This is a genomic window from Microbispora corallina (assembly GCF_016863035.1).
In the GTDB taxonomy this organism is placed as follows: domain Bacteria; phylum Actinomycetota; class Actinomycetes; order Streptosporangiales; family Streptosporangiaceae; genus Microbispora; species Microbispora corallina.
In genome coordinates this window covers 87,356-99,403 of record NZ_BOOC01000025.1, presented here as the reverse complement: position 1 = coordinate 99,403, position 12,048 = coordinate 87,356, and the positions used below count along the sequence as shown (strand labels likewise).

Sequence of the window (12,048 nt, the reverse complement as noted above, 5' to 3'; positions counted from 1 at the left end):
TCAACACTACCGATAACGGGATTGCGGGCGTCCTTCATCGCCTTCCGTAATCGCCGAGCCCGTTCTCCAGGAGGCCGAACGCGTGCTCCGCGGCCCGCACGGCGGAGGCGTAGAGCTCGTCGGCCGACGCGCCGTCCGCGATCCGCTGGAAGTTGTCCATCGTCAGGGCGTCGAGCACCCCGGTGATCACGGCCGCCGCGACCTTCGGCGTGAGGTCGCCGGGCGCGGCGCCGGTCTCGCTCGCGAGGACGTCGCGCAACAGCTCCTCGCGGCGGGCCCGGAAGGCCAGCACGCGCCGCAGCAGCGCCGGGCTCTCCGTCATCATCCTGCGGACCTCGATGAGGCGCCTGACGTCGTTGAGGCCGGTCACCGGGTCGCGCCCGGCGAGCGCGGCCAGGAAGTGGGTGCGCAGCGCGCCCACGACCGTCTCGCCCGGCGGCCGGTCGCGGACCACCCTGGCCGGCTCGTCCGCGTGCTCCTCCATCGGGCCGGCGACGATGTCCTCCTTCGCCGGGAAGTAGTTGAACACGGTCATCTTGGAGACCCCGGCCTCCTCGGCGATCTCCGCCACGGACACGGCGTCGAAGCCGCGCTCCAGGAACAGCCGGATCGCCACGTCGTACAGGTGCCGGCGTGTTTTGAGCTTCTTGCGCTCCCTCAGCCCGGGTTCCATGGGAAGACTGTACCAGGTCGAATTCTAATCTCGGTCAATCTATTGACTGAGTATAAAGTTTGGCTCAGTCTAAGCCGCATGACCGACATCCAGAAGAGACTGGCGGGGCTCGGCTGCCTGCTGACGCTCGTCCTCGCGGTCCTGGACATGAACATCGTGTCCGCCGCCACCGTCGCCATCGTGCGGGACCTCGACCCCGCGCACGGGCTCGACCACCTGGCCTGGCTCGTCACCGCGTACGCCCTGGCCGCCACCGCCGCCCTCCCCCTGTACGGCAAGCTGTGCGACGTCTACGGGGCCAAGGCCGTCTACCTCGCCGCCGTCACGCTCTTCCTGACCGGCTCGGCGCTGTGCGGGACGGCGGGCAGCATGACCTGGCTCATCGTCTTCCGGGCCCTGCAGGGCATCGGGGGCGGCGGGCTGATGAGCGTGACGATCGTCGTGCTGGCCTTCCTCGCTCCGCCGGAGGACCGGGGCAGGGCGGGCGGCATGGGCGGGATCGTGGCCGGCGTCGGCATCGTCGCCGGCCCGCTGCTCGGGGGCCTGCTCGTGGACCACCTGTCCTGGCGCTGGATCTTCTACGTCAACCTGCCGCTCGGCCTGGCGGTGCTGGCGACCGGCGCGCTGGCCCTGCGCCTGCCGCGCCAGGGGACGCGGCGCCGCATCGACTACCTCGGCGCGGCCCTGTCCGCCGCGGCCGCCGTCGTCCTGCTGCTCGTCACCGAGTGGGCGGGCCGGGACTACGCCTGGGGCTCCCCCACGATCCTGTCGCTCATCGCGGCGGACGCCGTCCTCGTGGGCGCCTTCGTCTGGCGGCAGGCCCGCGCGGCCGAGCCGATCCTCCCGCTCGGGCTGTTCCGCGACCGCGTCGTCGGCACGGCGCTGCCGCTGCAGTTCCTGGCCGCGTTCGCCGGGCTGACCGGACCGATCGTGTACACGATGATCTACCTGCAGGCCGTCAAGGGCGTCGCCGCGGCCGACGCCGGCCTCTACCTGATCCCCCTCGCCGCGGGCATGACGGCGGCCGGCCTGGTGTCCGGCGCGCTGCAGGGCCGCGGGGCCGGCATGACGACGTTCCTGGTGACCGGCTCCGCCGTCACCGCCGTCGCCGTGGGGCTGCTGAGCCTGCTGCGGACCGGCACGGCCACTCCGGTCCTGCTGGCCGATCTGTTCCTGCTCGGGGTGGGCCAGGGCCAGGTGGTCGGCACCGTCGTCATGCTGGTGCAGGACGCCGTCCCCGTGTCCCGCCTCGGCGTCGCCACCACCGCGATCCGGTTCGCGCAGACCCTCGGCTCGGCGGTCGGCACGGCGGTCTTCGGGGTGATCCTCAGCCGCGTCACGGACTCCGGGAGCGGAGACACCAGGCCCTCGATCGCCGCGATGGGCGCCCTGCCGCCCGCGGCGCGGCGGCGTGCGGCCGAGGCCCTCGTCTCAGGCGTCGACGCGGTGTTCCTCACGGCCGCCGGCGTCATGCTCGTCGCCCTGGCCCTGGCCGTGCTCCTGCGCGCACGCCGCGCCGAGCCGGTGAGCCCGGTCCCCGCCTTGACAAAGTAGATCCGTTTTGACAGCCCGTACGGCTAACCGCTATCTATTGGGTAACCGTTAGGGGGTGGGCGTGCAGGACGCGGTGCTGGCGATGCTGGCCAAGGAGCCGTCGCACGGGTACGACCTGCGCGCCCGGCTGCGGCGGAGTCTCGGCCCCCTGGGCGAGTCGATGAACCACGGCCAGATCTACGTGACGCTGGCCCGGCTGGAGAAGGCGGGGCTCGTCGTCTGCGAGCGGGCGGACGGCCTTCCCGAGCGGCCGGAGCGCAAGGTCTACGCGCTGACGCCGGCCGGGCAGCAGCGGGTGGCCGCCTGGCTGACCGAGGTGGGCTGGCCGAAACCCGACCTGGCGGAGTTCCATCTCAAGCTCGTGGCGGCGGCCGCCGCCCGGCTCGCCGACCCGGTCGAGCTCGTGGCCGCCCAGCGCCGGGAGCTCATGCGCCGCCTGCGTGAGACGCAGCGGGCGGCGCTGGCCGAGCCGACGGAGTCGGCCGCCGTCGTGCTGCTGGAAGGGGTCGCGCTGCGGCTGCAGGCGGACCTGCGCTGGCTGGCGGCCTGCGAGCGGGCCTGGTCCACCGGCGATGACGAGAACGAGGGTGCGTGAGCGTGACGAGTGCTGTGGCCGAGGCCCGCGGCCTGACGAAGGTGCACGGCCGGGGGGAGAGCCGGGTGCCGGCCGTCGACGCCGTCGACCTGGAGGTGCCGGAGGGTCAGACGCTGGCGGTGATGGGACCGAGCGGCTGCGGGAAGTCCACCCTGCTGCACCTGCTGGGGGGCCTCGAGCGTCCCACGAAGGGGGAGGTGTGGCTGGCCGGGCGGCGCGTCGACACCCTGAGCGAGCGGGCGCTGGCGCGGCTGCGACGCCGATCGGTGGGGTTCGTCTTCCAGGCGTTCCATCTGGTGGAGGAGCTGTCGGCGGCCGAGAACGTGGAGTTGCCCGTGCTGCTGGCCGGGCACTCCCGGCGTGAGGCCAGGCGCCGCGCACGCCTGCTGCTGGACCGGTTCGGGCTGACCGCCCGGGCCCGGCACCTGCCGTCGGAGCTGTCCGGCGGGCAGCGTCAGCGGGTGGCCGTCGCGCGTGCCCTGGCCAACGAGCCGCGGCTGGTGCTGGCCGACGAGCCCACCGGCAACCTCGACAGCGCGGCGACGCTCGACGTGCTGCGCGTCTTCGAGGACCTGCGGGCCGCGGGGCAGACCCTCGTCATCGTCACGCACGACGAACGGGTGGCGGCCACCGCCGACCGGCTGATCTCGATGCGCGACGGGATGTTCGTCGACGACACCCGGCTGACCGGCGCCGCCACCGGGTGGCTCGGCGGCCTGGCCGGGCTGGAGGGCTGAAACGCCGTGGGCCGCGCCGTGCTCGTCTTCCGCCTCGTCCTGGCCGACGTCCGCCGCCACCGGGCCCAGGCCGCCATGCTCCTGCTCGCGGTGACCGCGGCCACCGCGACCGTCGCCCTGGGCCTGTCCCTCGGCGGGGCGAGCGAGGCGCTCTACGAGCAGACCCGGGCCGCCACCGCCGGACCTGACATCGTGGCGTACGCCCCCGAGCTGGGCACCCCCGTGGCCCCGGCGCTCGAGGAGCTGACGCGCGCCCCGGGGGTCTCCGGTCACAACGGCCCTTTCCGCATCGTCTTCGCCACCCTCACCTCGCGCGGCCTGGCCTCCCTCGTGGTGGTGCACGGCGCCCCGGAGAAGCCCGGCGCGGTCGACCGCCCGCTGGTGACCTCGGGCCACTGGGTGCGCCCGGGCGGCGCGGTCCTCGAACGGGGCTTCGCCACAGCGCTCGGCGCCCGCGTCGGCGACCGCGTCACCGTCTCCGGACGGACGTACCCCGTCGTCGGGATCGCCGTGACCGCGGCCACCTCCGTCTTCCCGTGGGCGCCGGGGATCGGCCCGTACGGCGGCCCGAGCGACGGGGGCGGTCTCGTCTGGCTGACCCACTCGGACGCCAAGGCGCTGGCATCGCGTGATCTCCCACTGGCCATGGGCGTCGGCCTCAAGCTGAGCGACCCCGCCACGGCCCGCGCCTTCATCGACGCCCACCGCGACTCCACCGTCATGGTGAACTTCCACCCCGCGCAGTTCATCGCCCAGCAGGACTCGGTCATGCTCAGGGACTCCCAGCCGATCCTGGTCATCGGCGGGTGGCTGCTCAGCTTCCTGGCCGTCGCCGGGGTGGCCGCCCTGGCCGCCGGACGCGCCGCCGAGCAGACGCGCCGGGCGGGACTGCTCAAGGCCGTCGGCGCCACCCCCGGCCTGATCGCCGCCGTGCTGCTCACCGAATATCTCGGGCTGGCGCTGCTGGCCGACGCGCTGGGGCTGACGGTCGCCCGCCTGGCCGAGCCCGCCGTCGCCAGCCCCACCGCCAGCCGGGTCGGGAGTGTCGTCGGACCGACCGTCGGCGTCGTCGTCGCGGCGACCGCGCTGGCCGTGGCGGTGGCGGTCTTCTCCGCGCTGCGTCCCACGCTGCTCGCCCTGCGCACCGCGACCGTCGACGCGCTGACCGTCACCGCCCACCGGCCCCGCCGCCGTCCCCTGCTCACCGCGCTGTCCGCGCTGCTGCCGACCCCGCTGCTGCTCGGGTTGCGGCTGACCGCCCGCCGGCCGGGCCGGGCCGTGCTGCACGGCTGCTCCACCGCCGCCACCCTGATCGCGGTCGACGCCCTGCTGACCTTCCGCGTCCAGCCGCGCTGGGGCTACGCCCAGCACCGCGGGGGCTGGGGGGCGGGCCTGTCCGGCCTGCCCAACCTGCGGGACGACCAGAGCGGCAGGCTGCTGCTGTCGGTGACCGTCCTGGCGATCGCGCTCGCCCTCGTGAACACGGTCACGATGACCTGGAGCACGGCGATGGAAACCCGGGCGACCATGGCCGTCGCGCGCACCCTCGGCACCACCCCCGGGCAGATCACGGCCGGGCTGTCCGTCGCCCAGGTCCTGCCCGCCCTGCCCGGCGCCGCCGTCGGAGTCATCCTCGGCATCGGCGTGTACGTGACCGTCGGGGACGCGAGAACCCTTCCCATCTCCTCGATGGCCGGCGCCGCGATCGCGACCGTGCTGGCGACGGCGGCGCTCACCGCCGTCCCCGCACGCGTGGCGGCCCGCCGGCCCGTGACCCAGGCCCTGAGCGCCGAGACGACCTGATCGGGCCGGCGCCTCGCGGGATAGGTGTCAGCGCGGCACGATCACGCGCAGCGCGCCCGGCTCGACCGCGCACGTGACGGGTGCCTGGCCGATCCGCTCCCCGTCCGCGTACGCGACGACGTCAGGGGCCTCCAGCGTCACGGTGCTGGCCCGCCGCACGGACACGGCGGGATGCGTGACGTGGCTGCCGCGGTAGACGCGGGGGAAGGTGCGCAGGAAGTCGGCCTTCGGCACCGCGCCCAGCACCAGCACGTCGAGCAGGCCGTCGTCCGGGCTGGCGTCGGGGCAGACCCGCATGCCTGCGCCGTAGGAGCGGGTGTTGGCCACCGCGACCAGCATGGCCTCCCGCTCGACCACCTCCCCCTCGTCCAGGGTGATCCGGAACGGGATCGGCGTGAACGAGCGGAGCTCCTCCACCAAAGCCAGCAGGTACCTGGCCATCCCCGGCGGCCACGTCATGGCGTTGGCCCGCTCGTTGACACGGGAGTCGAACCCGCAGGCCAGCACCCCCGCGAACCACTCGGACGGCCCGACGCGCGCGGCGTCCACCACCCGGACCCGGCCGTCCGCGACGATCGAGGCGGCCGCCAGGACGTCCCTGCGGGGGATGCCGAGCGCGTCGGCGATGTCGTTGCCGGTGCCCGCGGGCACGATGCCGAGCGGCACCGGCGTCCCGGCGACCGCCTGGACGGCCAGGTGCACGAGCCCGTCCCCGCCGAACGCGACCAGCGCGTCCGGGCCGGCCGCCACGGCCTCGCGCGCCCGGGCCAGGGCGTCGTCCGCCGACGTGCCGACGATCACGGAGACGGGGCGCCCGCCCCCGCGCAGCCGCCGCAGGACCGGGTCGAGGTGGCGGAGGGTACGGCCGCCGCGGGCGGCGGGGTTCACCAGGACGACGAGCTCACCAGACACATCCGGAACATAGCGGCACCGATCGGACAGCGCCAGAGTCCGCGGCCCCCAACCTGCGAGGGGCCTGCCGACCGCGGTCAGGTGCCTGCTCCGGAGGGAGTGGCCCGATCGCCGCGAGGTCCGTCTCTCCGGGGGTCACTGGTCGCGCGGAAGGCCGGGCGGGTTCACCAGCGACTCGGGGACCGCCTCGGCGGACAGACCCCAGCGGGCGAGCACCTCGGCGTACCTGCCGTTCTTGATCAGCTCGTTGACGGCCTCGCTGATCGGCGTGGCCAGGCCGTTGCCCTTCTGCGTCATGGCCGCGATCAGCCCCTGCAGGGCCGGCCCGGCGCCGGAGTAGGTGCCGACGATCCTGGTGTCGCCGCTGACCGCCGAGTGGTAGGCGGCGGTGGGGTTGGGGCCGAAGAAGGCGTCGACCCGCCCCGACTTCAGCGCGAGATAGGTGTCGGCCGCCTTCTTGTAGTACTGGATCCGCACCGGCTTCAGCCCGGCCGCCCGGTTCTGCCTGTCCCAGTCGAGGAGGATCTTCTCCTGGTTGGTGCCGGAGCCGACGGAGACGGTCAGCCCGGCGATGTCGGCCGGCTTGGCGATCGCGGTGACGGCGCTGTCCTTCGGCACCTCCCAGGCCAGCTCGTCCAGCCGGTAGGTGGCGAAGTCGTAGATGTCCTTGCGCTCCTCGGTCACCGTGATGTTGGAGAAGCCCACGTCGTCCTTGCCGGACTTCACGGCCAGGAAGAGGTTCTCCCACGACGTGGGGTCCAGGCGCAGCCTCAGTCCGAGGACGTCGGCGACCAGCGAGGCGAGGTCCTCCTCGACGCCGATGGGGGTGAGGTCGTCGTCCGCCACGAACGACAGCGGCGGCTCGAAGGTCGAGGTCCCGACGACGAGCTCGCCCTTGGCGCTGACGGCCGGCGGCACCCGGGCCGCGATGGCGTCCACCTTGGCGGCCCGCACCCGGTGCTGGTCGGGACCGGTGTTGATCGAGGGGACGGCCCGGGGCGCGCCCGGCCCGGCCGAACCGGCGGCCGGGACGGCCGCGTCCGCGGCCTCGCCGGGGTCGCCCGCGGCCGTGCCGCAGGCGGCGAGAAGGAGTAGCGCCGACGCGGTCAGGGCGGCGAGACGGGGGGCGGACGGCATGACGGACCTCTTCCGGGAGTGGGACTGCACGGGGTCAGAGCACCTTGCCGAGGAAGGCGCGGGTGCGCTCGTGACGGGGGGCGTCGAGCACCTGGGCGGGTGGTCCCTGCTCGACGATCAGGCCCTCGTCCAGGAACACCACGGTGTCGGCCACCTCGCGGGCGAAGCCGATCTCGTGGGTGACGACGATCATCGTGGTGCCGCTGCGGGCGAGGTCCCGCATGACCTCCAGCACCTCGCCGACCAGCTCGGGGTCGAGCGCGGAGGTGGGCTCGTCGAACAGGATGACCTTGGGCCGCAGGGCGAGCGCGCGGGCGATGGCGACGCGCTGCTGCTGGCCGCCGGACAGCTGCCGGGGATAGGCGTCCGCCTTGTCCCGGAGGCCGACCCGGTCGAGCAGCTCCGCGGTCAGCTCCTCCACCTCCTCGCGGGGCCGGCGCTGCGCCGACAGCGGCGCCTCGGCGACGTTCTGCCGGACGGTCAGGTGCGGGAAGAGGTTGAAGCTCTGGAAGACGAAGCCGATGCGGCTGCGCTGGCGGAGGATCTCGCGCTCCTTCAGCTCGTGCAGCCGGTCGCCGGACCGCCGGTAGCCGATCAGCTCGCCGTCGATGGCGACGAACCCGCGGTCGATCTTCTCCAGGTGGTTCACCGCGCGCAGGAGGGTGGACTTTCCGGAGCCGGACGGCCCCAGCACGACGGTCACCTCGCCGGCCCCCACCCGCAGGTCGACGCCCCGGAGGACCTCGAGCGGCCCGTAGCTCTTGTGGACGCCGCGCACGTCCACCATGGGCGTGCTCACGACGCCGTCCCGGCGTCCGCGAGCGCCCGCGCCCGGGCCTGCCGCCGTACGGCGAGGAGACGGCGCGCCCGCTGGAGGGGCGTGGGCGGCAGCGCCCGGGCCGACCCGCGGCTGAACCGGCGCTCCACGTAGTACTGCGCGACCGACATGACGGTCGTGAGCGCCAGGTACCAGATGGCGGCCACGAGCAGCAGCGCGATCACCCGGCCGTTGCGGTTGTAGATCACCTGGACCTGGTAGAACAACTCGGGCAGCGCCATGATGTACACGACCGAGGTGCCCTTGACCAGGCCGATGATCTCGTTGCCGGCCGTGGGGACGATCGTGCGCATGGCCTGCGGCAGCTGGATCCGGAGGATCTGCCGGGCCCGCGGGATCCCGAGCGCCGCCGCGGCCTCCAGCTGGCCGTGGCCGACCGACAGGAAGCCCGCCCGCACGATCTCGGCGGCGTACGCGGCCTGGTGGAGGGCCAGGCCGAGCGCGGCCGCGGTGACCGGGCCGATCAGGTCCATCGTGCCGACGTCGAAGAAGCCGGGCCCGAACGGGATACCGAACGAGATCCTGCGGTAGAGGATCGCGAGGTTGTACCAGAACAGCAGCTGCAGGATGAGCGGCACCGACCGGAACAGCCACACGTATCCCCAGGCGACCGAGGCCAGCAGGGGGTTGCGGGACATCCGCATCAGCGCGAGCACCGTCCCCAGCAGGAAGCCCAGCACGATGCCGAGCGCGGTCAGCTGGACGGTGAGGACGACCGCCCGCAGCACGGACGGCGCGAACAGGTACCGCCCGACGGTGGGCCAGTCCCACGCCGGGTTGGTGACCAGCGCGTTCAGGGCCATGGCGAGCAGCACGAGGACCACGCCGGCGGCGGCCCAGCGCCACGGGTGGCGGGCGCGGATCACCCGCAGCGACCCGGCGTCCGCGGCGCCGAGGGGCGCGGCGGCGCCCCCGGCCAGGGTCACGGTCTCGGGGACGGAGGGGGCGGTCATGGGCGTCCCGTCCTGCGGCTGCGCGGAGGCGTGGGGACAACGTCGACAGGCATGCGTCAGCCCTTCCTGAGGGCGCGGCGGCGCCCGGGGGGAGATGCGCCCTGCGGGGCGCGGGAGAAGGAGGATCAGGGCGTCACGGGCGACAGGCGGCGGACCACACGCGACCGAAGTCGATGTGGCCGCGCGTCACGAGTCGCACTCCGGCCTGCATGCCTCCACTCCAGCAGAGATCCGGCTTTCCCGTCAAGACCTACTTGTTTAGTAGGTTATTGAAGACGAGAAAACCGCCGGAGGCGGCGCCGCCGGCGGTTTCCTGAGGGGTGACGCCCGCTCAGTCCCTGGTGTCGAGCGAGTCCAGCGAGGACTCCTCCGGCCCGTCGAGCTCCTCCTCGATCGCCCGCGCCCTGGCCTCGTCCGCCGCGTCCCGCCTCTTGTCGTGGACGTGCATGAAGACCTCGGCCACGAAGAAGAGGACGACCATGGGCAACGCGAGCGCCAGCATGGTGAACGGGTCCTGGCTCGGCGTGGCCACCGCGGCGAACACGAACAGCAGGAAGACGATCATGCGCTGGTGCTTGGCGACCGTCCGGTACTTCAGCACGCCGATCACGTTGAGGAACACCATCAGCAACGGCATCAGGAACGAGATGCCGAAGATGACGAGCATGAGGATCAGGAACGTGAGGTAGTCGTCGACGTCGATCAGCGCCAGCGCGTTGCCGGGGACGAACCCCAGCAGCAGCGACAGACCGCGGTCCATCGTGAGGTACGCGAGGGCGGCGCCGGCGCCGAACAGCGGGATCGCCAGGCCGAGGAACGCGATCGTGTAGCGCCGCTCGTTCTGGTAGAGCCCCGGGGTGACGAACGCCCAGATCTGGTACAGCCACAGGGGCGCGGTCACCACCACGCCGAAGATCACGGCGACCTTGAGGTTGATCATGAAGCCGTCGAGCACGCCGTGGACGACCAGCGTGCAGCTCTGCCCGTTCGTGATCTTGTACGCCTCGGGCAGCCGGCAGAACGGGGCCGTCATGAAGGTCCAGATCGGGCCGAAGAACGCGAACCCGATGCCGGTGCCGACCACGGCCGCCAGGAGCATCTTGACGATGCGGTTGCGCAGCTCACGGAGATGCTCCATGAGCGTCATGCGCCCGTCGTCGAACGTCGGCTCCGGGCTGGACCGCTTCAGCAGCGCCATCTGTTGATCCTGCTCGGTAAAGGGGCCATCAGGACGCCCGGACGGATCAGCTCGACCGCTGGTCGTTCTGCGTCTGGGACAGGGGCACACCGTTCACGGTGGGCTCGGAGGCGGCGCGCAGACGGCGGTTCTCCTCCTCCAGGACCCGCAGCCGGTCCTCGATGGACGGCGTCGCCGGGGCGATCTGCTGCGGGGGCGCCGCCTCCGCCTTCACCACGGTCGCGGCGTCGTCCTCCTCGCGCAGCTTGGAGGTCTCCTTCTTGAACAGCCGCAGCGACTGCCCGAGCGACTTCGCGGTGTCCGGCAGCCTCTTGGCGCCGAACAGCAGGATCAGGACGACTCCGATGATGAGCAGTTCCGGCACACCGAGTTGGGACATGACCGCTTCCTTCACACGCAGGGAGGTACCATCACCGATCGTACGCGCACCACAGGCCGGTCTTCACCCGCGCTCGGCCCGGAGCGTGCTGCCGGCCGCCGGAAATTCATCCTCCGGTGGCCCGAGACGTCGCCTCGCCCTGTCCAGCTCGGCGCCGAGACCGCGGGCCGCGGCGAACACCCGCACCGCCGGCACGGCCAGGACGGCGAGCCCCGCCACGGCCAGGCCGACGGCCGCGAAGATCCACGTCATGGCGGCCATGCTAGCCGCCGTCGCGGGCCGTCGCGCGGTCAGCAGGCGGATTCGTAGTTGGCCAGCGCCGCCGTCGCCGTCTCCGCGACCCGCTCGCCCAGCGAGGCCGGGGACAGCACCCGCCCGCCGTCGCCGAGGCGCAGCGCGAGCCGGACCACCCACGACTGGTCGCGGGCGCGCAGCGCCACCCGCAGCCGGCCCTCCCCCAGCTCGGTGACCTCCTCGCACGGGTAGTACTCGGCCACCCACCGCCCGGCCGGGGTCAGCTCCAGCTCCACCAGTTCGTCGCTCTCGGACGGCCGGAACACGCCCTGCGTGACGTCCATCGGCTCGGCCTCGGCCGGCGGGTCGGCCGGGACGTCGAGGACCTCGACCTCCATGATCCGGTCGATCCGGAACATCCGCATCGCCTCGGCCCGGTAGCACCACCCCTCCAGGTAGTGGTGCCCGTCGACCAGGACCACGCGGAGCGGGTCGACCTCGCGCGGGGTGATCTCGTCCCGCCCCGGGACGTAGTAGCGCAGCGACAGCCGCCTGCCCTGGCGCGCGGCCTCGGTGATGACGGCGTGGGCGTCGGGCGCCGCGCCGATCTCGACCTGGACCTGGCTGCTGACGGTCGCCGCGCCCTCGCCGGCCGCCTGCTCCAGCTTGGCGATGACCCGGCCCAGCACGTCGCGGTCCTGGAACTCCGGGAGCTCGCCCAGCATGCGCAGCGCCACCAGCAGCGCGCTCGCCTCGTCGACGCCGAGCTTGAGGGGCCGGGCGATCGCGTCGGCGTTGTCGATGAGGATCTCGCCGCCGTCCCAGGAGACGTCGATCAGGTCGCCCGGCGTGTGACCGGGCAGGCCGCACATCCACACCAGCTGGAGATCGTCGATCAGCTGCTTCTCCGACAGGCCGAACAGGCGGGCCACCTCCGGCACCTGCGCGCCCGGATGCGACATCAGGTACGGCACGAGCGCCAGCAGGCGCGGCAGCCGGTCGGAGCTCATCGTCCCCCCGCCTTCCCGGAGTCGG

Annotated in this window: 13 protein-coding genes; 4 read left to right on the top strand and 9 right to left on the bottom strand. The window is 73.1% G+C overall.

Features of this window, described 5'->3' with window-relative positions; translation table 11 throughout:
• Positions 1-34 precede the first annotated feature (34 nt).
• Positions 35-673 carry a TetR family transcriptional regulator gene (locus Mco01_RS23810; protein WP_204059115.1) on the bottom strand — a complete coding sequence of 213 codons (639 nt, stop codon included), beginning with the start codon at positions 671-673 and terminating at the stop codon, positions 35-37.
• 78 nt (positions 674-751) lie between these two features.
• On the opposite strand from Mco01_RS23810, the gene Mco01_RS23805 reads away from it, so the two are divergent.
• Genes Mco01_RS23805 through Mco01_RS23790 form a run of 4 tightly spaced genes read left to right on the top strand, consistent with a single transcriptional unit; the run spans position 752 to position 5,362 of the window.
• Positions 752-2,227, top strand: coding sequence for an MFS transporter (locus Mco01_RS23805; RefSeq protein WP_204059114.1), 1,476 nt, complete (start codon positions 752-754; stop codon positions 2,225-2,227).
• 55 nt (positions 2,228-2,282) lie between these two features.
• Complete coding sequence (locus tag Mco01_RS23800; protein ID WP_239103868.1) at positions 2,283-2,822, top strand: PadR family transcriptional regulator; 540 nt, start codon at positions 2,283-2,285, stop codon at positions 2,820-2,822.
• Positions 2,819-3,559, top strand: coding sequence for an ABC transporter ATP-binding protein (locus Mco01_RS23795; protein WP_204059113.1), 741 nt, complete (start codon positions 2,819-2,821; stop codon positions 3,557-3,559). Before Mco01_RS23800 ends, Mco01_RS23795 begins: the two co-directional genes overlap by 4 nt.
• 6 nt (positions 3,560-3,565) lie before the next feature.
• The gene (locus tag Mco01_RS23790) at positions 3,566-5,362 is read left to right on the top strand and encodes an FtsX-like permease family protein (protein WP_204059112.1); all 1,797 of its coding nucleotides are present in this window, start codon (positions 3,566-3,568) and stop codon (positions 5,360-5,362) included.
• 27 nt (positions 5,363-5,389) lie between these two features.
• On the opposite strand, the gene Mco01_RS23785 is transcribed toward Mco01_RS23790, so the two are convergent.
• The 8 genes from Mco01_RS23785 to Mco01_RS23750 all read right to left on the bottom strand — a co-directional run bounded on the left by Mco01_RS23785 (position 5,390) and on the right by Mco01_RS23750 (position 12,023).
• Complete coding sequence (locus tag Mco01_RS23785) at positions 5,390-6,274, bottom strand: diacylglycerol/lipid kinase family protein (protein ID WP_204059111.1); 885 nt, start codon at positions 6,272-6,274, stop codon at positions 5,390-5,392.
• Positions 6,275-6,409: 135 nt separating this feature from the next.
• Positions 6,410-7,411: an ABC transporter substrate-binding protein gene (locus Mco01_RS23780; protein ID WP_204059110.1), complete on the bottom strand. Its 1,002-nt coding sequence runs from the start codon at positions 7,409-7,411 to the stop codon at positions 6,410-6,412.
• A gap of 34 nt (positions 7,412-7,445) precedes the next feature.
• Positions 7,446-8,198, bottom strand: a complete 753-nt coding sequence (locus Mco01_RS23775) for an amino acid ABC transporter ATP-binding protein (protein WP_204059133.1) — start codon at positions 8,196-8,198, stop codon at positions 7,446-7,448.
• 8 nt (positions 8,199-8,206) lie between these two features.
• A complete protein-coding gene (locus Mco01_RS23770; RefSeq protein WP_204059109.1) occupies positions 8,207-9,202 on the bottom strand; it encodes an amino acid ABC transporter permease in 996 nt (331 codons plus the stop codon).
• A gap of 331 nt (positions 9,203-9,533) precedes the next feature.
• On the bottom strand, positions 9,534-10,400 hold the full coding sequence (gene tatC, locus Mco01_RS23765; RefSeq protein WP_204059108.1) for a twin-arginine translocase subunit TatC: 867 nt from the start codon (positions 10,398-10,400) through the stop codon (positions 9,534-9,536).
• A gap of 46 nt (positions 10,401-10,446) precedes the next feature.
• Positions 10,447-10,779: a Sec-independent protein translocase subunit TatA gene (gene tatA / locus Mco01_RS23760; RefSeq protein WP_204059107.1), complete on the bottom strand. Its 333-nt coding sequence runs from the start codon at positions 10,777-10,779 to the stop codon at positions 10,447-10,449.
• A gap of 63 nt (positions 10,780-10,842) precedes the next feature.
• Positions 10,843-11,031, bottom strand: coding sequence for a hypothetical protein (locus Mco01_RS23755; RefSeq protein WP_204059106.1), 189 nt, complete (start codon positions 11,029-11,031; stop codon positions 10,843-10,845).
• A gap of 38 nt (positions 11,032-11,069) precedes the next feature.
• Positions 11,070-12,023 (bottom strand): helix-turn-helix transcriptional regulator, encoded by a 954-nt coding sequence (locus tag Mco01_RS23750; RefSeq protein ID WP_204059105.1) that lies wholly within the window; start codon positions 12,021-12,023, stop codon positions 11,070-11,072.
• Between the last annotated feature and the right edge of the window lie 25 nt (positions 12,024-12,048).

Coding starts and splice junctions, on each gene's coding strand:
- Mco01_RS23810 (WP_204059115.1), bottom strand. CDS start 673: ATGGAACCCGGGCTGAGGGAGCGCAAGAAGCTCAAAACACGCCGGCAC.
- Mco01_RS23805 (WP_204059114.1), top strand. CDS start 752: ATGACCGACATCCAGAAGAGACTGGCGGGGCTCGGCTGCCTGCTGACG.
- Mco01_RS23780 (WP_204059110.1), bottom strand. CDS start 7,411: ATGCCGTCCGCCCCCCGTCTCGCCGCCCTGACCGCGTCGGCGCTACTC.
- Mco01_RS23775 (WP_204059133.1), bottom strand. CDS start 8,198: ATGGTGGACGTGCGCGGCGTCCACAAGAGCTACGGGCCGCTCGAGGTC.
- Mco01_RS23770 (WP_204059109.1), bottom strand. CDS start 9,202: ATGACCGCCCCCTCCGTCCCCGAGACCGTGACCCTGGCCGGGGGCGCC.
- tatC (WP_204059108.1), bottom strand. CDS start 10,400: ATGGCGCTGCTGAAGCGGTCCAGCCCGGAGCCGACGTTCGACGACGGG.
- tatA (WP_204059107.1), bottom strand. CDS start 10,779: ATGTCCCAACTCGGTGTGCCGGAACTGCTCATCATCGGAGTCGTCCTG.
- Mco01_RS23755 (WP_204059106.1), bottom strand. CDS start 11,031: ATGACGTGGATCTTCGCGGCCGTCGGCCTGGCCGTGGCGGGGCTCGCC.
- Mco01_RS23750 (WP_204059105.1), bottom strand. CDS start 12,023: ATGAGCTCCGACCGGCTGCCGCGCCTGCTGGCGCTCGTGCCGTACCTG.